The following is a 22,445-nucleotide window of genomic DNA, read 5'->3' as shown; positions in this document are numbered from 1 at the left end:
ACAAATTTTTTACGCAAAGCTTTCTTGCTGTTAGAATCGAAATTCATTATATCTATATATAGGAAGTCGAGCAACTAAAGTAAAAGACATGGAGAACAATTTTGAAAAGCTTTAAAACCGTTTTTTTTATTCTATTATTATCACTTTCAAACACAGTATTTTCCTCGGACGACAAGCTTCTTTTAGAAGATGAAAAGAATACTGTCTCTGTTTTTGAAAATACTGTTAAAAGCGTTGTTAACGTCACCAATATTAAGAAGGCGCGAAGGAGCTACTTTGATTATGACGCCACCGACATTCCTGTTGGAGCAGGAACAGGTTTTGTCTGGGATAAGTCTGGCCATATTATTACAAATTACCATGTGATTGAAGGTGGTGACAGTTTTCTTATAACTTTTCACGGAGATAAGAAGCAATATAAAGCGAAACTCGTCGGAAAAGTAAGTAACAAAGATATAGCAGTTTTAAAATTAATTGAGAGACCAAAAGACCTCTATCCTATCAGTTCTGGTGACTCAAAGGGATTAAAGGTTGGACAAAAAACTATGGCCATTGGGAATCCATTTGGACTTGACCATACCATTACGAGTGGAATTATTTCAGCCTTAGAAAGAAAAATCATGGGAATCGGAAATGTTAAAATTTATGGAATGATTCAAACAGATGCTTCAATTAATCCAGGAAACTCTGGGGGACCACTTCTAAACTCAAGGGGTCAATTAATTGGAATGAATACAGTTATCTATAGTAAGTCAGGATCGAGCGCAGGAATTGGTTTTGCCGTTCCTGTTGATATTATTAAAAGAGTTGTTCCAGACTTAATCAAAAATGGAAAAGTGACTCGACCAGGTATTGGAATAGGCCCAGCGAGTGAGTATCAAAAAGCAAGACTAGGTATTAGTAAAGGAATAGTTGTTCTCTACGTAGACCCAGAGGGAGGCGCAGGAAAGGCCGGTGTGCAAGGCTTCACAAGAGATCAATATGGAAGACATTACTCCGGAGATATTATTCTCGCCATTGATAAGAAGAAGGTTGATACAATCGACGACATTTATCACGTTCTTGAGAATTATAAAGTTGGTGATATTGTAAAAGCAGATATTCTTAGAGACGGAAAAATTATCACAAAAGAGATTAAGCTAATTCCAATTAATGACAATTAATAAGTAGCTGGATTAAACATATACATTGTATTCCAAAGCCCTGGGCTCTGATAATAGCCTGGGGTATATGCGCTATAAGGATTATATCCATAATTATACATGAGAGGATTATACATGAGAGGATTATAATACGATGGCTGCTGCGTTTGATACCTTGAATTCATATAGCTTGGAAAAGCTTTTGAAAAAGAATCACTAATTGTGTCTGCAAACTTAGAACTACTACCACTAGAGCTTGAAAAATTTCTTGAACGATCATCATCATCTTCTTCCTCATCTTCATAGTTCTCATTTAAAAGAAGACAATTTACCGATCTTACCTGCTGACCATTGCTATAGAGTTGTACTGAAACTCTTTCTTGAAGTTTATCCCTTCTTAGTGAACAGAATACTTGGATTGAATCCTTTGTTTTTTGAACACTTGAACAGCTCGATTTCCTTGATTGAACCTTTACTTCCATCATATTTTTTAGAAACTCTTCTTGTCCTATTGATTTAAACTCATCAGTACCTTGAATCTTCATAAGCTTAAAGTGGCACTGTCTGTTCTTTTTAATAATATCAAAGAAGTAATTGTCTCCGGCAACATACTTACCAACAATAACTTCTTTTACGTCACTAATTTTAGAATTATGACTTAACTCTACAGAGTATTTATATTCCTCTCTCTCTTTTTCAGAAAGAATAGAGCCCTCTGCTTCACTATAAGTAACTTTATTCTTTGCTATTTTCTTTATTTCTATTTTCAAAAGAAGGTCTTTATATGATGAGGGCGTTATTTCTAAGCCGTCTCCGAGAACTAAAACATTATCCTTCTGAGTAAGAGAGCTTATCTCGTCAGAAATCACCTTCAAAGTAAACTTTTCAAATGATCCAATTTCAACACTCTTCTCAATCTTCTCTACTCCTGTATACAATGCGCTCACAGAATATGGGGTCAAGAGCTTCTTACATTTTAGAATTTTTCTCTTTGAAGAAATATAAGTACAGTTCTCATTTTCAGAAAAACTAACTTTTGCTAATTCCTCACCACTCTCTTCTCCCGAAAGAAAGACATGGGCCGAAATTAATTTATATTGAGAATCATCATCAGACTTAACACGTAATTCAAATCCATCAACAGGAGAGATTACAGCAGTAAGAATTTCTGCAGGATTTCCCTCAGGAACAACACTTAAAGTGAATGTTTCAGAAGAAGGCTCACATACAATTGTATTCCCCTCACCAATCACACAGTTTCCGGACTCTATGGATAAATCACTCGCTGCTAAAACTTCCTCAGCTTTCTGTAGAGCTAATTTCTTTACTTGATATACATGCTTTCGGTCTTTAATTTCTTCTAGCTTGTACTTTGTTTTTGGACTAACCGTTAATACTAATTCGTCCTCAAGCTCTCCCACTCGAAGCTTTAAAGTCATCCTCTCTCCACCAATGATTGTGCAAGAAAAGTTCTTCTTAAGTGATGCACCCATATCACAAGTTCCACCAACGACTTTAAGCTCTACATCATCATTTCTTATTAGCTCTTCTTTTATTGAGACTTCTATACTCTTTGTCATCGAGAAAGAGTTAGAATCAACTTCTCTGAGCTCCATTTGAGCAATATGTTCAAAGACACCGTCCAAAAAAGACTTCAATTCTTCAATCTTGCCTTCTTTGAAACTTACTTCTTCGACAGCGCAAAGAGCGGGAGTACTGTCCAAGAACAGGCTCTCCTCTAAACATGGAAGTTCATCATCTTTTGGATAGAAAAAGAAGTGATCCTTTTCTACTCCGAAGTCTTTCCCAAACCTCGCCTTTGATTCAATAAAATTCTCGACCGACTCATTAAAGCTTTTTAAGGTGTCTGAACTTGCAAGCCCATTAAGACTTAGATTCAAAACCATTCTAAAACCATCAGGAGTAGACTTCCCTAGGAATCCAATTGTTTTAAATAATTCTAAGTTGGAATTTTCTTTGAACTGATCTGTAAGGTAATTGTGAAAGTCACTATTAAACTTTTTCAATACTTTTTCTTCACAAGTATTTGCGCTGGCCCCAAGGCCTAAAATGAATAATAGGAATGATATTAAATAAACTCTCACGTCTATCTTATCGGAATTACTTAAAATAAAATTAAGGGATTTCTATGAAAAAAGGGCCTTCTGAGGGCCCTTTAAGATATTGAAAGTATTAGTTTTCAGACAATTTTGGATCCATCGCATCCCTAACACCGTCTCCAATTAAAACAAGAAGAAATAGTGTGATAGCAAGAGCAAGACCTGGGTAAACAGCAAGCCACCAAGCGATTGTGAAATTTTTCTGCGCCTGAGCAAGAAGTTCTCCCCATGAAGGTGTTGGAACTGGAAGACCAAAACCTAGATAATCAAGAGAAGCTAGTCCCATAATATGCCCTGATATAGCAAATGGAGTAAAAGTAATTATTGGAGACAATGAATTTGGAAGAATATGTTTAAAAATAATTCTTCCGTCTTTTGACCCCATACCTCTTGCGGCCTCAACAAATTCTTTCTTTCTATTTTTAAGAAACTCGCCTCTTACATAGTAACTAATCGGAATCCACGAGAATAGACAAGAAATAATTATTAGCATACCTAAGGAAGGACTAAAAATATCGATTAAGATAATTAGTAAAAAGAATTGAGGAACAGTACTTAAAACTTCGATCACTCTCTGAGTGAGAATATCAACTCTTCCACCGAAGAATCCACTAACTCCACCGACGACGACACCCATTAAGAAAGTAATAAACCAAACCGCAACCGCGTAGACAATACTAAATTTAAATCCATAGAGAACTCTTGTGAATACATCACGACCTCTATCATCAGTACCCATAATATTATCGGTACTCGGAGGTGCGGGATAGTAATCAACTGCTGAATTACTTTCATTTGGATTCCATTTAATAATAGGCCAAATGACAGAATCATCATCAGATAATTTTAAAGTTCTATAATTCATTATAAGAGTGGTTTTAATTCCAAACTCTGTTGGATGATATTGCTTTAAAATAGGAAAATAACTCGTCCCTTTATAGCTCAAATACAGAGGTCTACTATTGGCAATTAATGGTGCTGTAAAAGTTAAAATTAAACAAACAACAAAAACGATAGCCGCTATTACTGCAGGTTTGTTCTTTTTGAAACGCTTCCATCTCTTTAAAGTAAGTTCATTCTTTATACGCTTTTCAATCATGAGAAATCTATCCTTGGATCAACTAGAACATAGCAAAGGTCACTTATAAGGTTACCGACAAGCATTATGAGCGATTGAATAAACACAAGTCCCATAATTACATTATAATCTCTTTCTAATAGAGATTGATAACCGAGGAGCCCCATCCCATCTAGTTGGAAAATTGTTTCAATTAAAAGTGAACCTGCAAAGAAAACTGCGAGGAAAGAACCTATTCCAGTAACAATTGGAATAAGAGCATTTCTAAGAGCATGCTTTAGGTAAACGACTTTCTCGCTTAGCCCTTTTGCTCTCGCCGTTCTAACATAGTCCTTTTTAATCTCTTCAATAAGAGAGTTCTTCATAAGAAGTGTAAGAACTGTAAACTGGCTAATCATGTATGAGATAAGAGGTAGAATAAAGTGATGAGTTCTATCAAGAACTTTTTCCCAGAGAGTCATATCGTAGTACTCATCAGAATAAAGCTCTCCGACAGGAAACCACTCAAGAAATGCTCCACCGGCCAAGAAAACAATTAAAATAATACCTAACATAAATCCAGGAATTGAATACATTCCCGACAGTACAACACTTGAGAGCATATCAAACTTTGTTCCATTCTTTATGGCCTTGATCACTCCTAACGGAATACAAATCAGGTACGACATTAAGAGAGAGACAATACCAAATTGCAAAGACACGGGAAATTTACTAGAGACAACATCCAGGACAGGCTCTTCGTAAGTAAAGGACTCTCCAAAGTCTAGTTTTGAAATATTCTTCAACCAAATCCAATATCTAATATGAACAGGCTTATCAAATCCGTACTGCTTTTTTAAAGCATCTAAAACTTCTTCACTGATAGCACTGTCTTTACTAGAATTACTCATTCCAGCATTACCACCACCATCAGCTCCAACACCACCAAAACGCATTTGCTGAATCTTCTGCTCAATTGGAGAACCTGGCGCAACATTTATAATGGCAAATGTAACTACTGTAATCCCCAGTAAAACGGGGATCATCAGCAGTATTCTTCTTAAGATATAATTAAACAACTCTAACTCCTATCCACTTCAACTTAAAAACAATCAACTTACTTCTTGATCCACCAGTAATTTAAACCTAGATCAAATTGGTAAGTATCCTTTTCACGCTTCAATCTGTCAGAGTGTCCATAGAATCTGTATTTTTCATTGAAAAAGAATGCGTACGGAACATCGTCAGCAATTTGCTTATAAACCTCTTTTAAAAGAACTACTCTTTTATTTTGATCAAGCTCAACTCTCGCCTCATCAATTAGCTTATCAACTTTTGGGTTTGAGTAAGAAATAAAGTTCGATCCAGAAGCTGTGGCAGAACTTGAGTGCCATACTTGCTTAGGGTCCCAATCGATTGATCCTCCAGACCATGCAAGTCTAACAGCTTCAAAAGATCTCTCATCAAGTTTCTTAATGAACGTATTCCATTCAACAAACTTAACGTTGATATCAACACCAGCTTTCTTCGCATCTTCTTTATAGATTGTTAGATACTTAACAAATTCCTGATTCGGCTCAAGAATTGTAAAAGACATTTTTACTTTCTGACCATTAATCATTTTATCTAGGATTCCATCTTTATCTGTATCGGCCCATCCCTCTTTTCTTAAAAGTTTAAGAGCAAGTTTTGGGTTGTAAAGAATTGGTTTAACTTTTTCGTTTGCATAAATTGATTGAACATATAATGGCCCTGTCGCAGGTAGAGACATACCAAAACGAAATTTTTCAATCATCTTCTCTCTATCAAGTAGGTGATAAAGAGCAACACGAACGTTTTTTGATTTAAATAATTTATCTTTTAAATTCCAGCCAATGAAACCGTAACCAGTAGGTGCTTTATTTTGAGTCTTTACTTTAAAAACAGATTTTCCCCACTGAGGACCACTTGTTTTTCTTTCATATTCTTCTACAGTAAGACCATTAAAGTCTAGATCGCCTTTTTGAAGACGTTGAATAGCAACCGTACCATCTTTAACAAATCTCATTAAGATAGTTCCAAAGTTGTATTCTTTTGCTCTCTTAGAATCTTTAGCTCCCCACCAGCTCTTATTTCTAGTTAGAGTGATATGCTTTCCTCTTCTATATCCATCTAGTTTATATGGACCTGTTCCAATTAAAGTCTTATTTAATTTCTTTTGTTGTTTTTCTGTTGGGTTTTCATAAATATGCTTTGGAACAACTGAAAGCCCTGCGACAACATCAAAGTTCTTGAAATATTTCTTCTTCGCTACGAACTTGATTTTATTTTTTCCGATTATATCCGCTGAAGCGATATTCTCGTAATAAGGCTTAATCTGTGCAGTCTTATATTTATTTGTTGGATCAACAATAGCATCAAAAGAAAACTTTACGTCTTGAACTGTTAAAGGTTTTCCATCGTGCCACTTAACTCCATCTCTAAGAGTGAAAGTATATTCTGTTCCATCTTTTGAGATTTCCCAGCTTTTTGCAAGCAGTGGTTGCCACTCATATGTCTCAGGGTTTCTATCAGCAAGGCCTTCAATTATATAAGCCTGTACAGATGATGCATACGCATCTGTTGATGATAATGGATTTAATGTCGTAGGAGCTTGACCAAGGTTGTACTTAAAAGTTCCACCTTTAACGGCCTTTGGACTTCCAACTGCGAGAGTAGAGATCGATAAAACTGCGAGAGTAAGTATCGCAATGATTTTCTTTGTCGTTAGCATTTCTTATCCTTTGCTTTAATTGGCTGCCAGAGCATATATAATCTTGACTGAAATGTTAAGGAACATGCGCCAAATTTACACTTAAATATGTAATTTCTATGGTTTTTTTAAGAAGATTAATATTACTTCTTGTAGAATAATCGGGGGTCTAATGACCATCTATCTAAGGTCAAATTCTCATCAGAAATTCTATATTTTTGTAGTTTAAAATCAATTTCGTTGATTCTCACTTCCAAGCCTTTGTAATTCCTAAGGGCATCTAGCCTATCTTCCTCAAGAGCGGCCAATTCATTTCTCCACTGTGCTTCTAATTTGTCGCGTAGCACCTGATAACGACCATTCACCGCGTCAGCTTTTTCGATATGACTATCCAATTGTTTCTTTCTTGATAGGATTTTGCTGGTAAGCGCCATTTTCTTCTTAACCAAGATCTCAATTAACTCTTTTCCCATTCTGATATTGTTTTCGAGGTCTTCGCTAAAGAATTGTAAATAAGTTCCAGCTCCAAGTGAGACTCTAGAGGTACAATCCTCCATATTGGGAATTTTCATGAGGAGATAGACACTACTCTTCCCTGCAACGTAGGCTTTGCAGTGAAAACTTGGATTATGTTGATCCCAAAACTCTACCTTATCTTTCTTATTTAAGTATTTAACATTTTCGAAATCAACTTTTATACGAACAAGATTAGCCTCAGCACGGAGGTAAGAAACTCTCCCAGAGAAAACTCCTTGCTCACTCATCTTTCTACTTTCACTGCTATTTTCAACTTTACTTTGCGCATGAGAAAGGTACGAAATAAATACTAGAAAAATAGATATAATAATTTTCATTATACTATTATCTCTCAAATAATAATTTTCAGATAGTAGGAAATTAACTCATAGGTTTTTGTAGAATTATAGAGCTAGTGAATTCTTTTTGATGAAGAGGTTCTTCAAATTTTAAAACTCTAAGGTCTGGAAACATTTTTAGAAGTTCAAGTTCTTTTAAAAGATACTTGTCTTCATACTTCTCGCTCCCCGTGACGGTCTTTTGTTTCTTGGTATGTGATTCATAAATTAATATTCCGCCGGGCTTTAGCCATTTGACTAATTTTTCGTTTAAAGCTCTATCAACGTAGTAGAAAACAAGTATAGCATCAAAAGAATTATTCTCACCTTTAAAACCTTCCATCGATGAAACAACAGCATTAATGCGAATACCGTGCTCGGCCGCTAAACGACGAGCTTTTCTTACAGCTATTGCAGAAATATCAACACCTGTTACGTTGTAACCTTTTCTCGCGAGAAAAACAGTATTTCTCCCCTCACCCATTCCAACATCCAGGACTTTTGAAGCCAGTGGAATATATCCGTAATTTTCAGATAGAAATTTGGCGGGTGTTTTCCCGTAGAGATAATCCTCGCCAGAGAATTTCTTATCCCAGAACTGCATACTTTCTTTTTGTTTTCTAACTCCAGAGAGGAGTTGATATCTATTTCCAGAGATTGCTTGCCTAGCAAAAGAAGGAATTGAAAAAACAAAGATAATAAAAATGATTTTTAACATAGAACTATTCTAACTCGAAGTGAGATCATTTAAAACCTCGTCAGATAATTCCTCAAAGTTATCTTCAGACTCTTCAAGTTGAAATTCTCCCGACATATTCATCTCTTCATCTTCTACAGGAAGGGGTTCCATTTCATCTTCAGTTTCTCCATCAAAGTAGAGCATAAGAAGATCATATTTTCTTTGGAGGTCTTTAATAAAGAAGTGAACTCTGTCATCAACAGTTTGAGGCATATCCTCAGTCGAAGTTAGATACCATTCCATCTTATCGACAGTTTCATAGAATTCATCGAGAACAACGAGAAGTTCTGGTGAGAGAAATTTTAAATCAGCGATTCCCACTTTATTATATCTCGATCTAAATACAGCTGGAAAATGGGAACGTGTGCGCTTTAGAGAAAAAATCGTCAGATACTCAATCTCTCTTTTTTTGATTCTCTCAAAGAGATTCTTTGCATCAAGTCTTATTAAAGTAATGAGACGGGAGACAACTTGTTCCTGACTAATTTTCACATACTTCTCCCGACATCAGAAGGAAGCTTTGATCTCACTCCCCCTGGCCACGTTAGTTTTGTTCTTCTATCTTCGTAAATTGATAGTGCTATTAATTTTACCACTTCTTTGAGTTCAACAGGTAGTTGAAAATAGTGATAGGACTTATTTCTAAATCCTTTAGCTGCAATATCGGCCATAGCAAAGCTAGAGATATCAAAGAGGCAAAACTTCTTAGCAAGGACCATATGGTCTAAGAAATTCTTTCGGGCCCTTAGAAAGTTACCGTACTTCTTAATACTTGAGCTTACAGATATGACATATTCTCTATTATTATGCTTAATATCCTTTAGCTCTTTAAGGTTTACAGGAACTAAGGATATTCCATAGTTCTTAAATAAATCAGCTAGATAGAAATAGCTCTCTGACATTTGATTGTCATTTTTTAAGTAGAATATAAATATTTCTCGGTTTGAGTTCATCATAATAATCTCTTCGGAGTATTTAGAGGGAATTTATAGATCACGAGGGAGATCTTGATGAACTAGAATATTTTGCCTAGAGAGGATATTAATCTTAAGGAAAATTTAACGTTAGAGTTTCTTAAAAAATACCGAATAGTTATTAGTAATAATAAATTAGAGGATTGCTAATCATGAAATTAAGAATTCAAACCCAAATTATCACACTTGTCTCTTTCCTATTTGTCTTTCAAGTAGTCATCTGTGCTATTAGCTATTTTAGTCTACGTAGTATCAACTCAGAACTCGACAAAGTTTTCTCAAAGAGCCTTCCATCGATTGATAACCTCGTCCAGGCAGATAGAGATTTTCAACAATCTCTTGTTGCGGAGAGAACACTTCTCTTTTCAAGCCTAACTGGCGAGCAAAAAGAAGCTCAGGTAAAAGAATATTACAAGAATAGAAAACAAGTAATTGAAAGATTTAGTGTATACGAAAGCCTTGCGCAGTCTAAAGAAGAGAAAGAACTCATCTCTGCATTTAAAAAAGAATATAAAGAATGGACTGATATAAGCGATACCTCAATGCCTTTAACAGAGCAAGGATACCAAGGAGATATAGTTAGTCTAATTAATACTTCTTTACACACAACAGGACCTGCTTTTGAAGAGAGTAGAAATAAACTCGACGCTCTTCAAGAAGTTATTCAAACAAAGGCGAAGAAAGATTTTGATTTGGCGAGAGACCATTACAATGAAGCTCAAATTTCCATGTTCTCTATTCTTGGAGGGTGCCTACTCTTTACAATTGCTCTAAGTTTCTACTTCATAAGAAGTATTAAACAGAAAATTGAAAATACAATTAATAATGTGACTCATGAAAGTTCAACTCTTAACAATATCTCTGGCCTTCTAGGTCAAAGGGCCACAGAACTTGCCTCTGCTTCACAACAACAATCAGCAAGTGTTACTCAGACTTCTTCATCACTTCATGAAATTTCTGAAATGGTTAATAAGAATACATCAACTGCTGTCTCAAGTGCTGACCTAGTCAACACAGGAAAGAGAGAGCTCGACAAGGGTCTGCAATTAATTTTAAACCTTGCTGAGAAAGTTCAAGATATGAATAAAGCATCAAGTGAGCTCATTCAAAAAGTAGATAATAATCACAAGAGATTTGAAGAAATCCTAGGTGTATTCAACAACGTTCAAGACAAAACAAGTGTCATCAACGATATCGTTTTTCAAACGAAGCTTCTCTCATTCAATGCCTCAGTGGAAGCCGCAAGAGCTGGTGAACATGGGAAGGGATTCTCAGTTGTTGCCGAAGAGGTTGGTAATCTTGCTCATATGAGTGGAAACTCTGCCAATGAAATTTCAGCCCTTCTAGAGGGGAGTTTAACCAATATTTCTTCAATGATTGAAAATTCAAAATCAGAAGTAAGTAGTGCCGTGAAAAAGAGTGAAGAAATTATTACTCAAACATTAGATATTTCTGCGAGATGTGAGCAAACTCTAAAAGAAATTGATCAAATGTTCTTAAAGGTAACTGACTCAACTAATGAAATCGCAACCGCTTCACAAGAGCAAAGCTCAGGTGTGGGTGAAATCAACTCTGCGGTTCAAGAAATCGATAGTGCTAATCAACTCACAACAAAGAGTGCTCATCAAGTTGAAGAGTCTTCTAAAGAGTTAATTGGAGTTGCTGTTAGTCTTGAAGGTAGTATTGAAGAATTGAAGAAATTAGTGGCTTAATTTAAGTGAAGAAAGGTACCCGATAGACTGTTTATTTAAGTTACTTCTATCATCAGGTCTTCGGGTACCAATACTTTTGGTGAGTTGATTTTTCCTAGCTAGAGAGAGGGAAAAGTCAGGATCATCGAACTCTTTTTTCTTTTGTTTTAATTCACTTCCTGTGAATCTTAACTGACCTTTTTACTACTATGTCTCCATCCGTAGAAACTTCATAAATCGGCTTTATCTTCCATGATATTCTCGAGTATTCATCCTTGATTACTCTTACTGTATATATAGCAATAGTGATGCCAAGTTTTTCCCTAGTAGAGATGTCAAAAAAGTACTCTGAGTGGCAAACTGCCCCTACGAAACATAGGGGCAGTTTTAAGTTGTTCATGATTTCATAGTTTTAGTCATCGCCATTTTGTCCCTACTTAATAAATAGTGAGCAATAAGCTCTTCTTACATTTTCTGGCCAAACCAAATCACAGAAGCTTGCATAAGCAATTGTGAAGAAAACTCCACAAAGATAATTTAACTAGCTTAAATAATTAAGAAATAGAGGTGTCAAAAGTAACCTAGAATTGACATTTTTTTGACTCTTCCAAAAATCTTACAACTCTTTTACTCAAACTTTCGAGGGCCTAGAAAGAAGAAATAAGAGAAATGGACCACCCAGTAGAGCGGTCATTACCCCAACAGGTAGTTGAGTATCAGACATAATATTTCTAGAGAGAAGGTCGCAAATCATTAGAAGTAATCCACCTAAGAGAAATGAGGATGGGATTAATAATTGGTGTTTATGACTAAAGATTTTCTTAGCCATATGAGGCCCTAAAAGCCCCACAAAACCGATTGGACCACATTCAGCCACTACCATTGCAACCACAAGAGAATTGAGTAAATAAAGTAGTTTTCGAAACTTAAAAATATCCACTCCCCTAGTGATTGCCATTTCATCACCTAGGTACATAATATTAAGTTTTCTCGCATTCAAAATTGAAAAAACCAGAGCAAGCAGAGCAATAGGTAATAATCTTACGATAGAATCATAGCCTACAATATCTAATCCACCCATCAACCACCTTACGACAAGGAGAGCATCTCTTTCATGTCCAAGAAATTGGAGAAAGAGAATTAGGCTTGAGCAAACCATTGAGAGAACAACTCCTGAAAGTAGAAGAGAGTGAGTACTGACCCTTCCATTTCTTATCGCCATTGTATAAACCAAGAGAACACATATAAGTGCGGCTAGAAAACTAAAAATGCTTACTGAATTAATAAATGGAAGAGTGAAACTTAATCCAAGAGTAAAATAGAGAGAAGCCCCTAAAGCTGCTCCGCTTGCAACACCTAGTGTATAAGGAGTCGCCAGAGAGTTTTTAAACATCGCTTGAAAAAGTAACCCACTAAGAGAAAGTAAACCTCCAACTAAGAAAGACATTAGAACTTGTGGTAGCCTAATAGACCAGAGAACATTTAGAAAGATTTTATCATCAAACTGAAAGTGCCCAGGACCTATGGCCAAAGATAAACCTAGAACAATTATAATAAGAATAAATAATAGAGAGAATTTTAAAATATTCATTTAAAAACCTCAGGAACAATAATTTCTAAATCAGAGTAAGGATGTTTAATTAACTTAAAAGACTTATCAAATAATTGATCTAGATGACTCTTATTAATGATCTCTTTTGGAGTGCCATCAAAAAAATTCGTCCCCGCTTTTAAACCTATTATTCTCTCACTATTAATCAGGGAAGAATTGATATCATGAGATACAAGAATAACACTCATCTCTTTTTGCAAAGAAAAGATAATTTTATTTATATCATCTTGAATTTTTGGATCCAAGAAAGAAGTAGGTTCATCTAAGAGAAGTAACTTTGGCTTTTGAAACACAGAGGCTGCAATAAAAACTCTCTGCCTCTCTCCTCCACTAAGCGTAGAAAGAGAACGTCCCTTCAGCTCTAGAAGTTCAAACTTTTCTAAGATTTCAAGTCCTCTCTTAAGCTCTATAGACGTTAAATTTCTTAAATTATCAAGGTGAGGATAGTAACTCATCTCTAGAAAGTCCCACACAGTATAATTGGCGTAGACTTCTAAGAACTGTGGCACATAGGAAATAATTCTAGCTCTCTCAATAACTGAGAACTCTCTTATACTTCTTCCATCAATAAGTATTTCACCAGTCCAATTATCATAGATTCCGGTAATACACTTTATAAGAGTTGATTTACCTGAACCATTTGGACCAAGGATTGTAACTAGCCCACCATCTGAAAAATCAATATTGATATTTTTCAATATTTCCTTTCTTTCAATTGTTAATGATAAATTAGTTATAACAAGCATTATTTTCTTCCTAAACTCTTCTTAATCTCTTTTGCAGTTTTCCAAACTGAAGGTCCAGGAATATAAAGATAATCACCAACAAGAGGAATATATTCAAATTTCTTCTCTCTATACTTTAGTAAATCATTCCAAGCACTCTTTTTCTTATTAAGACTGTCTTTATTATGAGATCCAAAAATTTCGATAATATAATCATAATCCAGAGAGAGTAATTTCTCACGTCCTAATTCGGGAAAACTTACAGTGCTTTCTTTTAGAATATTGTTTAATCCTATTCTATCCATTATATCTGTATAGAAATTCTTTGCACCTACTGCTTGAATTTTGACAATTTTCCCATCTCTAACTTCAGTAGATATAAGAAATAGGACATTTCTCTTCTTAGACTTAAGAAACTCCTCTTGAAATGATTTATCCAATAGATCTAACATCTCCTTTGCTCTTTCTTCTTTTTTAAAACGCTTTCCAAGTGATTGGATTGAGTCATAAATATCTAAAAGTCGATCATGTTTTAGAAGAATTATTTCAATATTTAATTTTTGTAAATTACTTAGCTGTGTCTTATTTGTATTCTTACTTAAGAGAACAGTCTTACCGCCATACTTTAGAATTTTTTCATAGCTAAAGTCGAGAGAAGTTCCTACTTTGGGACGCTTGCAAAATTCTTTGTCGAAGAGACAATAGCTACTCACTCCGACAACTTCTTCACCTAGACCAAGTTCATAGAGTGTCTCACTAAGGCTTGGTACGGTGCTAACAATTCTCTCTCCAGCAAAGCTTGAAAGAGTGAGAAGGAATAGAATAATTACTTTATACATATATTTCCTAATCCTCTAACTTAAAATTAAATTCAAGAGTGTGAGTGTTAATACGGCGACGCCCTTTTTCCTTTATAGAAAATCTACTCTTTCTAGAAGCATCAAGGGCCGCAAGATCTAACCTTTCATGACCACTACTTTTTAAAATAATCGAACCTAGGACTTTCTCATTTTCATCAAGAGTAACCTCAACAAGAACAACTCCCTGCTCATTGAAAATTCTCGATTTATAAGGATATTTTGGAATAAATCTATCTTTAACCACAATTGAAGATTTTGCTTTGGAGCTTTCTTCTACCGTATTCATACTTTTCTTAGCTTTAAAGATTTCTTTTTTATGTTGCAGATTCTCTTTTTTTATTTCTGCTTTTTTCTTCGTTCGTCCTAGTGTTACCTGGAAGCTTGTTCGAGATGAGTCAACTTCCACTGAAACATCTGCCTTTTTAAAAAAGGGAAAGTCTATTATCACAGAAAAGTGTAACGCTAGAGAAAGAAGAATGGAGAAAATATAATATGACCTCATCAAATCCTAAAATTATAGCGAAGAAGAAAATTCCTCCCCATGGTTCCAAAGCCGTCAACTTGTTCATAGTCTTTATCTAGGAGATTTCCAATTTTAAAAAGTAAATCATACCCCTTTGAAAAAGTGTAGTTAACTCCTAAGTCTATTAAAGAGTAGGAACTTAAGACAATTGTATCAAAGTCACTATTTTCTCTTTGTCCAATATATGTATAATTCAAGCTCGTCTTAACTCTTTCACTGAATTCATATCCAGTTCCAAGAAAGTATTTCTCCCTTGGCCTTCTCGCCAAGTAAGTTCCTTCGCTTCCTTTTGATTCATTAACTGCCCTAAGCAGTGTTGCCGAGAGACTCCAATCAAAGGATTCAAGACTGCCTTTCCATAGGAGTTCAACTCCCTCAGTCTTCGCCTTAAAAGTATTTGAGTACTTATTAAGAGTGCTTTCAAAATCAATAACGTTCTCATACGCGTCTCTAAAAGCTGTTGCTGAAAGCTCAGTGCTAAATACATTCTGAACAATTCCAAAGTCATAACTCTTACTCTTTGTTGGACTAAGAGACTCGTCTCCAAAGCTACTATAGAGTTGATAGAGACTAGGGCTTTTAAACCCTGTTGAGTAATTCACCTTTAGTCTCGTGCTATTTGTGATATTTAAACCTGCCCCAGCTTTCCACACGAAACGATCACTGTAGATTTTTTCTTTTGTCCATCTTCCTCCCAGCTGAAGACTAAATCGGCTGTAGACGAAGTGGGTATCTAAGTAGGCTGCACTAGAATTGAAACTCTTTTTATTATTTATGGATTCGATACTGGCTTCAATATCTTCATATTCTATTCCATTTAAGAGAGTGATATTTTCATTAATATAAAACGGATTAGAAAGTTCTATTTTCTTTGTCTTTGCCACAAGTCTAGAAAGAGAAAATGAATTAGAAAGCCTATCTGACTTACTATAGTTCACAGAGAGTTCTGGAATCCAATAATCATTTAGCACTTTCTTATATTTAACTCCTGCAATAATTTGAGAATCTCTTCCCATGTAGTCTAACTTATCTCCAGAACTTGCATCAAAGTCGCTCTCCGCCTTTACTCCCCTAAGATTAAATTCAAGAGAGTCTGTTTTATTAAATTTCTTTCGCCCCTTAAAAGTTGCAGTAAGATTATTCATTCCATCTTTTTCGGCCATTACTGTTCTTTTTTCATTATAAGAAGAGATACCCTCTACATCTTGAAAACTCATTCCCATTGAGTAATCTAAATTCTCACCTCTTTGGGATGTCGAAAAGCTTGCCCTCTTATTATCATAGCTTCCGTAACTCAATGAACCTTTTGAACCTAGGTCTTCTCCTGGATTCTTTGTTGTTATTCTTATTACTCCGGCCATAGCATCAGATCCGTAAAGGACACTCTGTGCGCCTTTTAGAATTTCAATTTTCTCGACACTTGAGAGATCAATATGATCTAGAATTGCTGCCCCACCAACTGAACTCCTATCATTATACTCAATTCCATCAATAACAATTAACGTATAACTTGAATCAGCCCCTCTTAAAAAGAGTGATGTGGATTTCCCAAATATGCCATTGGAGCTTACAAAGACAGATGACTTTCTCTGAATTAAATCAGTTAAATTACTTTCTCCAGAACTAGTGATCTCAGACTCAGAAATAACTTCTACATTGGAATTCGTTTTCTCTTCATCTAAGCTAAGTTTTTCAGCAGTGACAATGACTTTTGAAGTTGCACTAATGTGCGTGGAAAATAAGAATGCTATTAGAAATAATAACACCTTCATAAGCTCCTCCTTAGGGATTGTTCGTAACAAAGAATGGATCGGGCTTTACCGTTGCTGGACAGCGCTAGAATTTCACTAGCTTCACATAAATTGTCGTTAAAAAACTTAGACTATGAACTTAAGGGCCATAGATCAAGTTATTTTTACCATTTAAACCTTGTCGCTTTTCACTTAATCAATTTTTATCTATATAGTCATTATGAATAATGAAATCAAAGAAATATTTATAGTGCCCCAGAGCACTCTCTTTATGTACTCTTCTAGAGCAGGGCTTAACCCAAATGATCTTATTGTGAAGCTCAAAATGACTCATGAAGATCTCTACCCAAAACTTGGTGGTTATGCTCTAGATAGGAAACAATACTTCTCATTGCTCTACTTAGCAGGCATACGAAAGACAAGTAATTACTTAGAAAAGGATAAGGCCGATCTTTTAAAAGGTATTGATACCTCCGAGCTCATCTCTGAGCTCGAAGAAAGAACTAGAGGCTAGAGAAGCGTTCCAATTCTCCATGGTCTAAAATGAAATGGCTCTTTTGACCATGGGTAGACCATATTAAACCAAACAAACATTGCTCTTCCGCGGATATGACCAAAAGGTACAAAACCCCAAACTCTTGAATCACTTGAATAGTCTCTATTATCACCCATCATAAAGAAATGGCCCTTATCAACTGTTACCTTTGGAATGTTAAGGTGGTAAGGCATACTATTATTCACGGCCGTCACAAAAGTTTTTCCATCGAGAGTAACTTCTTCGAACTCGATACCTTTCTTATCAAATTTATCATCAAATAATTCGATGTATTTTTCTTTATCAACCGGCTTTGTTTCAATCAACTTTCCGTTTAGATAAACTTTATTATTATAAACTTCAACCTCATCGCCAGGAAGGCCAATAACTCTTTTTACATAGAGAATATTACGATCTCTTGGATATCTAAAAACTACAATATCTCCACGCTTTGGATCAGATGGCTTTGATAGATAGATTGGGTCTCCAAATAAATCGGAATAAGGTAGCTTAAACCCATAAGACATTTTATTAACGAGAATAAAATCTCCGATTGCATTTGTAGGTAAAAGAGAACCAGAAGGAATATGGTTTGGTTCAAAGAATGACGACTTAAAAGCAAATACAGTCACGATTATATATATCCATGAAAGTAACTCTTTCTTAATTTTATTCAATTTTTCTACTGAAGGATCAACTGGCGTATTGATCTCTTGGTTCTTGTCTTCCATTATTATTCCTTATGAAATTAAGGCTACATACTAGTCCTTTTGATTAAATTCGTCATCTATCTAGTTTCTCCTAATTAGACATAGCGCAACAAAAGTATGAAAAAATCACTCTTCCTATTTTAAAGCTCTCCGCTGCAAGGTAATGATAATTATGAAGTTATTACTAGTACTTACACTATTTTTTCACTCTCTACTCTCTTGGTCAGAGGCCGATAGATCTAGATATGAGATTCTTCCAAGCGACCCTACGACATCAACAATTACGGAAGATTTATTTCATACAGTTATTAACAGAGTTGAATCTCTCTATAGTAGCGAGTTTGCGGCCCAAGGAATTCTTGTCGACTTTAATGCTGACTGGAATGTAAGTTATTTTAGCGCTTGGGCCCACGATGATAATCCTCTCCTTTATTCGCTAAATTTCTGGGGCGGAATGGCCCGAATCCCAGGTCTCAATGAATACGGCTGGGCATTTATAGTTTGTCACGAAGTTGGCCATCTCTTGGGTGGTACTCCTATGAACTCACTTGAACTCTATGCATGGGGAAGTGCAGAAGGACAAGCCGATTACTTTGCAGGGGCCCATTGCCTAAAAAGATACTTTACAAGCTTTCCTCACCAAGGAGAGGAAATCAAATTGAGCCATAAAATTGAAAATCAGTGTAACGAAAATAAATACTGCTTAAATAGTGCAAAAGCTGCGATCAGCTTTTCACACGTCATTAAATACTTATACAGAGATACTCCTAACTTAAGCTTAGAAACTCCAAGCAAGGTAAATCCAAATGGGAGTATTCTAAAAAGCTATCCCGATGCCCAGTGTAGACTCGATACTATTTTTGAAAGCGGGAAATGTATAAATGATTTTTCAAGCTTAGAACAATGGGTCTGTGAAAATTCCGTAGGAAGTAGGCCCGCTTGCTGGTTCAAAAATTAAGGCCCAAAAAAATGGGCCTTAAGGTAAATTATAAATCTTTGATGACGTGAACATCTCTTTGAGGAAATGGGATACTTATTCCATTCTCATCAAGAGCAATTTTTACATTTTCTATTCCATCAAAGTGAACTCCCCAGTAGTCTTCACTCTTTGTCCAAACACGAACGACAAAGTTGACACTACTATCAGCAAGGGCCGAAACTGCAATAAACGGCTCCGCAGGTTCTGAAATAACTCTTGGGTCGTTCTTTATTGTATTTAAGATAACTTCTTTAGCCTTTTTAAGATCATCTCCATAGCCTACACCAAAAGTGAAGTCGACTCTTCTCGTTGATTGAGAAGTGATATTATTAATAACACCATTAGCAAGTGGACCATTTGGAATTGTAAGAATTCTATTATCTGGAGTTCTAAGCTTTGTGTATACAATTGTAATCGACTCTACTTTTCCAATACAACCTTGTGCTTCAATTACATCACCAGCTCTAAATGGCTTTAAGATGATAAGAAGAACTCCACCCGCAAGATTTGATAAACTTCCTTGAAGAGCTAAACCAAAGGCAAGACCGACGGATCCTAGTACGGCAATGAAAGAAGTTGTCTGAACTCCTAAAATACCTAGGAAAGAAAGGCAGACTGCGGCTTTTAAACAAATGCTAACAATACCACTTAGAAAATGTGATACAGCAGTATCAATTCTCTTCTTTTGCAACCCTTTCGCAAAAAGTCTTCCTAGCATTCCAGCAATATAGAGCCCAACGACAAGAGTAACGAGAGCAAGCAAGATTTTAGGAGCTAAAACGACCGCTTTTTCCATTAGTAATTTTTGAATTGAATCTGTTGAAATATTCATTCTATCTCCTAAAAATTTGCAATTAGCGAAAGAGTATAATTATAGTCGTACTTACTTTTCCCTGTAGGTGGAACATTATCATATTTCCATAGGTAAGCAGTTTTCATTGAGAATGTTTTTGAAAGAGTTACAATTAAAGATGGCTCTAGACTCACTAAGTAATCTTTTCCTTCTGAAAAGTTTGGAAGGTATTCAACCCAAAACTTTCCTTTCACATTCTCTTTTAATGTTTCAGAAATTTCGACGTATAGACGACCTTTAAAGTCTTTCTTGTCTTCTTCAGAAGTTAGTGGCTTTTCAATTGTATATCTAAGACCTGCCTCTCCGACTAGTAATGCTGAATCAGACTTATAAAAAATATGTGTTGCACCTAGATCTGAGTTATATCTTCTATCATACCCAGCAAAGCGATCCGCTTCCACAAGCTCACCTACATACATTCCTGTTTCAGGAAAAAAGGCATAATCATATCTAAGACCAAGCTCCCAGTTTTCAGCACTTCTTACAGAGTCTGATTCACCATAGTGATACATTCCAAGAAACTTGTAAGTTGATTTTGAAACGGTATAACTATTATCAGATTTAAATGTATATGTTTTTAAATCTGTATTTCCGCCTGCAACATTAATTGCAGCACTATCTTCACTTTTAAATTGGGCAAATGATGAGATTGAAATTGCAGAGAGCAACACCAAGAACATAGATTTCATTGAGGGTTCCTTTGTTAACTAGATTTTAGTATTAAGGAACCTATCTCTCCGTTATTTATTTGTAAATAATTTGTTTAGAAGCTCAATTTTTAGAAAACTAAATTTAAGTAATTTCAAGATCTTCTATTATCTGATCTTCTTCTTTAGTAGACTCTGTAAGCTCATAGCCAAACTTTTGAACAATATCTTGAGCAGTAATAACACCTACAAGACGTTTGTCATCAAGCCTGCTCACAACAGGAAGTCTAGATATTTGAAATCTCTTAAGTCTATGAAAAGCGACGAGTAGAGATTGATCTGGGTAGATTTTAATGACTTTCTTTTCACAGAGCTCTTCTAACTTCTTTTGAAATTCTTTTCTCCCAATGGCCATACTCATATCAGACTTAGCAATCATTCCAATAAGTCTTCCGTTCTTTAAAATTGGATAACCCGATATACTCTCCTTTCTTATACCTTTATAAGCTTCAATAAGAGTAAGTGATGAATTTAAGCTGATTACATTGTGCTCCATAGCGTCTTCAACTGTCAGGGACTCAAGAATTTCATTATCATCGTGACTAGGGAGGTGGATACCATCTTGCTCAGAAATTTTTTCATAGATTGATTTATGTTCAATTTTTGCAGAAATTACATAGGCCGTTATATTAGCAATCATAAGAGGTAACATAATATTGTAATCTCTAGTTAACTCAAAAACCATTAAGATTGAAGTAAATGGTGCCCGAATAACTACAGCAAAGAATGCCCCCATTCCAACGAGAGCATAGGCTCCACTCACACTAGTAACCTCAGGGAAGAAATATGAGCAAGAAACCCCTATGAAGCTTCCAAGAGTTGCCCCCATAAAAAGTGTTGGCATAAAAAGACCACCACTCATTCCGCTTGAATAACAAATTGAAGTGGAAATAAATTTTAGAATAAATAGAGTAATAAGGATTTTTGGATCTAGAATTAAAGAAAGCAGAGTCCCTTCAAGTGTTCCACTACCACTTCCAATTACTCCTGGATGTATTTGACTTAATAGACCAACACAACAAAAAGCAATCATAATGAAAGTCAGTTTGTGGTTATTCATGAATTTTTGATTAAACTCTCTAAGTTTAAGAACAGAGTTCATCCAAATTGGTCCAACAACAGAGGCCGCAAGTCCAATGACTAGATAGAAAATCAGCTCTCTGTGATCCGTTAACCTATAATGAACCTCTTGAAAAACTTCCGTCGTATTTGTAAGCATTTGTGAAGTCACAACAGCAATAACACTTGAGATGATAATTGAACCAAGAATTTTTGCGTTCAAATCCCCCACAACCTCTTCGAGTGTGAAGACAACTGCTGAAATTGGAGTATGAAAAGCTGCCGCCACCCCACTAGCACTTCCCACAGCAACAAGCGCTTGAACTCGCTTCTTTGAAAGTGAAAAGTAATTTCCTAAAAAAGATCCTAGACCTGCCGATGTTGCGACAGCGGGGCCTTCAAGTCCAAGGGATACACCAGAACCTAGAGAGAGAAGTGATGTGAAGAATTTACCAACAGTATCTTTCAATGAAATCTTTCCATGAAAAACAGCAAGAGCAATTCTCACATTTGGGATACCTGAACCTGCTGTCCAAGGGAGTTTTCTAGTAGTTAGCCAACCTGAAACAAAAATGGCCACTCCACCATAGAGAAAGCTCTCCCAAGTGAATGTTCCTGACGTATGAAGGACCTCTCTCAAAAGAAGAACACCGTGGTGTAGAGCAATAACAACCAACGCCGACAAAAGTCCAACAATCAAAGTTAATGCGAAATACGTTCTATCCTCACTAATAGAATCTTTGAGAAACTTACCTAAGAGAATATATCTAACTTTTATAAATGATTTCATTTACCAACTTTTCTATTGAGACGACAATAGTTG

Annotated in this window: 21 protein-coding genes; 4 read left to right on the top strand and 17 right to left on the bottom strand. The window is 35.7% G+C overall.

Annotated features, from left to right (window positions below; all coding sequences use genetic code 11):
• The first annotated feature begins 101 nt into the window (after nt 1-101).
• Entirely contained in the window at nt 102-1,163 is a 1,062-nt protein-coding gene (locus CES88_RS09975; protein WP_290733913.1) for a trypsin-like peptidase domain-containing protein, read from the top strand.
• Here CES88_RS09975 and CES88_RS09970 read toward each other — a convergent pair.
• From CES88_RS09970 to CES88_RS09935, 8 genes are all read right to left on the bottom strand, one after another.
• Complete coding sequence (locus CES88_RS09970; RefSeq protein ID WP_290733911.1) at nt 1,160-3,169, bottom strand: hypothetical protein; 2,010 nt, start codon at nt 3,167-3,169, stop codon at nt 1,160-1,162. The genes CES88_RS09975 and CES88_RS09970 overlap by 4 nt on opposite strands.
• Nucleotides 3,170-3,335: 166 nt before the next feature.
• Nucleotides 3,336-4,361 carry an ABC transporter permease subunit gene (locus CES88_RS09965; protein WP_290733910.1) on the bottom strand — a complete coding sequence of 342 codons (1,026 nt, stop codon included), beginning with the start codon at nt 4,359-4,361 and terminating at the stop codon, nt 3,336-3,338.
• Nucleotides 4,358-5,398 (bottom strand): ABC transporter permease subunit, encoded by a 1,041-nt coding sequence (locus tag CES88_RS09960; protein WP_290733908.1) that lies wholly within the window; start codon nt 5,396-5,398, stop codon nt 4,358-4,360. Before CES88_RS09960 ends, CES88_RS09965 begins: the two co-directional genes overlap by 4 nt.
• 38 nt (nt 5,399-5,436) lie before the next feature.
• The gene (locus CES88_RS09955) at nt 5,437-7,071 is read right to left on the bottom strand and encodes an ABC transporter substrate-binding protein (protein WP_290733906.1); all 1,635 of its coding nucleotides are present in this window, start codon (nt 7,069-7,071) and stop codon (nt 5,437-5,439) included.
• Between the two features lie 122 nt (nt 7,072-7,193).
• On the bottom strand, nt 7,194-7,904 hold the full coding sequence (locus CES88_RS09950) for a hypothetical protein (RefSeq protein ID WP_290733904.1): 711 nt from the start codon (nt 7,902-7,904) through the stop codon (nt 7,194-7,196).
• Between the two features lie 43 nt (nt 7,905-7,947).
• Nucleotides 7,948-8,622, bottom strand: a complete 675-nt coding sequence (locus tag CES88_RS09945) for a class I SAM-dependent methyltransferase (RefSeq protein WP_290733902.1) — start codon at nt 8,620-8,622, stop codon at nt 7,948-7,950.
• A 9-nt stretch (nt 8,623-8,631) separates the two neighbouring features.
• Nucleotides 8,632-9,135, bottom strand: a complete 504-nt coding sequence (locus CES88_RS09940; RefSeq protein ID WP_290733900.1) for a hypothetical protein — start codon at nt 9,133-9,135, stop codon at nt 8,632-8,634.
• Nucleotides 9,132-9,599 (bottom strand): hypothetical protein, encoded by a 468-nt coding sequence (locus CES88_RS09935; RefSeq protein ID WP_290733898.1) that lies wholly within the window; start codon nt 9,597-9,599, stop codon nt 9,132-9,134. The genes CES88_RS09940 and CES88_RS09935 overlap by 4 nt, the downstream gene beginning before the upstream one ends.
• 170 nt (nt 9,600-9,769) lie before the next feature.
• Between CES88_RS09935 and CES88_RS09930 the strand changes: the two genes are divergently transcribed.
• On the top strand, nt 9,770-11,329 hold the full coding sequence (locus CES88_RS09930) for a methyl-accepting chemotaxis protein (protein ID WP_290733896.1): 1,560 nt from the start codon (nt 9,770-9,772) through the stop codon (nt 11,327-11,329).
• A 610-nt stretch (nt 11,330-11,939) separates the two neighbouring features.
• Here CES88_RS09930 and CES88_RS09925 read toward each other — a convergent pair.
• From CES88_RS09925 to CES88_RS09905, 5 genes are all read right to left on the bottom strand, one after another.
• Nucleotides 11,940-12,899, bottom strand: a complete 960-nt coding sequence (locus tag CES88_RS09925) for an iron ABC transporter permease (protein ID WP_290733894.1) — start codon at nt 12,897-12,899, stop codon at nt 11,940-11,942.
• Nucleotides 12,896-13,666, bottom strand: coding sequence for an ABC transporter ATP-binding protein (locus CES88_RS09920; RefSeq protein ID WP_290733892.1), 771 nt, complete (start codon nt 13,664-13,666; stop codon nt 12,896-12,898). Before CES88_RS09920 ends, CES88_RS09925 begins: the two co-directional genes overlap by 4 nt.
• Nucleotides 13,666-14,484: a helical backbone metal receptor gene (locus CES88_RS09915; RefSeq protein WP_290733890.1), complete on the bottom strand. Its 819-nt coding sequence runs from the start codon at nt 14,482-14,484 to the stop codon at nt 13,666-13,668. The genes CES88_RS09920 and CES88_RS09915 overlap by 1 nt, the downstream gene beginning before the upstream one ends.
• A gap of 7 nt (nt 14,485-14,491) precedes the next feature.
• On the bottom strand, nt 14,492-14,911 hold the full coding sequence (locus CES88_RS09910; RefSeq protein ID WP_290733888.1) for an energy transducer TonB: 420 nt from the start codon (nt 14,909-14,911) through the stop codon (nt 14,492-14,494).
• A gap of 95 nt (nt 14,912-15,006) precedes the next feature.
• Nucleotides 15,007-16,800 (bottom strand): TonB-dependent receptor, encoded by a 1,794-nt coding sequence (locus tag CES88_RS09905; RefSeq protein ID WP_290733886.1) that lies wholly within the window; start codon nt 16,798-16,800, stop codon nt 15,007-15,009.
• A gap of 199 nt (nt 16,801-16,999) precedes the next feature.
• Here CES88_RS09905 and CES88_RS09900 point away from each other — a divergent pair, with 199 nt between their 5' ends.
• Nucleotides 17,000-17,293, top strand: a complete 294-nt coding sequence (locus CES88_RS09900) for a hypothetical protein (RefSeq protein ID WP_290733885.1) — start codon at nt 17,000-17,002, stop codon at nt 17,291-17,293.
• Here CES88_RS09900 and lepB read toward each other — a convergent pair.
• Nucleotides 17,290-18,045: a signal peptidase I gene (lepB, locus tag CES88_RS09895; RefSeq protein ID WP_290733883.1), complete on the bottom strand. Its 756-nt coding sequence runs from the start codon at nt 18,043-18,045 to the stop codon at nt 17,290-17,292. The genes CES88_RS09900 and lepB overlap by 4 nt on opposite strands.
• A 151-nt stretch (nt 18,046-18,196) precedes the next feature.
• Here lepB and CES88_RS09890 point away from each other — a divergent pair, with 151 nt between their 5' ends.
• Nucleotides 18,197-18,982 carry a hypothetical protein gene (locus CES88_RS09890; protein WP_290733881.1) on the top strand — a complete coding sequence of 262 codons (786 nt, stop codon included), beginning with the start codon at nt 18,197-18,199 and terminating at the stop codon, nt 18,980-18,982.
• Between the two features lie 28 nt (nt 18,983-19,010).
• Here CES88_RS09890 and CES88_RS09885 read toward each other — a convergent pair whose 3' ends face one another.
• The 3 genes from CES88_RS09885 to CES88_RS09875 all read right to left on the bottom strand — a co-directional run bounded on the left by CES88_RS09885 (nt 19,011) and on the right by CES88_RS09875 (nt 22,412).
• The gene (locus CES88_RS09885) at nt 19,011-19,835 is read right to left on the bottom strand and encodes a mechanosensitive ion channel domain-containing protein (protein WP_290733879.1); all 825 of its coding nucleotides are present in this window, start codon (nt 19,833-19,835) and stop codon (nt 19,011-19,013) included.
• An 8-nt stretch (nt 19,836-19,843) separates the two neighbouring features.
• The gene (locus tag CES88_RS09880; protein WP_290733877.1) at nt 19,844-20,545 is read right to left on the bottom strand and encodes a DUF481 domain-containing protein; all 702 of its coding nucleotides are present in this window, start codon (nt 20,543-20,545) and stop codon (nt 19,844-19,846) included.
• Between the two features lie 103 nt (nt 20,546-20,648).
• Nucleotides 20,649-22,412, bottom strand: a complete 1,764-nt coding sequence (locus CES88_RS09875) for a chloride channel protein (protein ID WP_290733875.1) — start codon at nt 22,410-22,412, stop codon at nt 20,649-20,651.
• Nucleotides 22,413-22,445 lie beyond the last annotated feature (33 nt).

The sequence above is a fragment of the Halobacteriovorax sp. JY17 genome (genome assembly GCF_002753895.1).
Classification (GTDB): Bacteria; Bdellovibrionota; Bacteriovoracia; order Bacteriovoracales; family Bacteriovoracaceae; genus Halobacteriovorax.
This window is presented reverse-complemented; position numbering and strand designations above follow the sequence as displayed.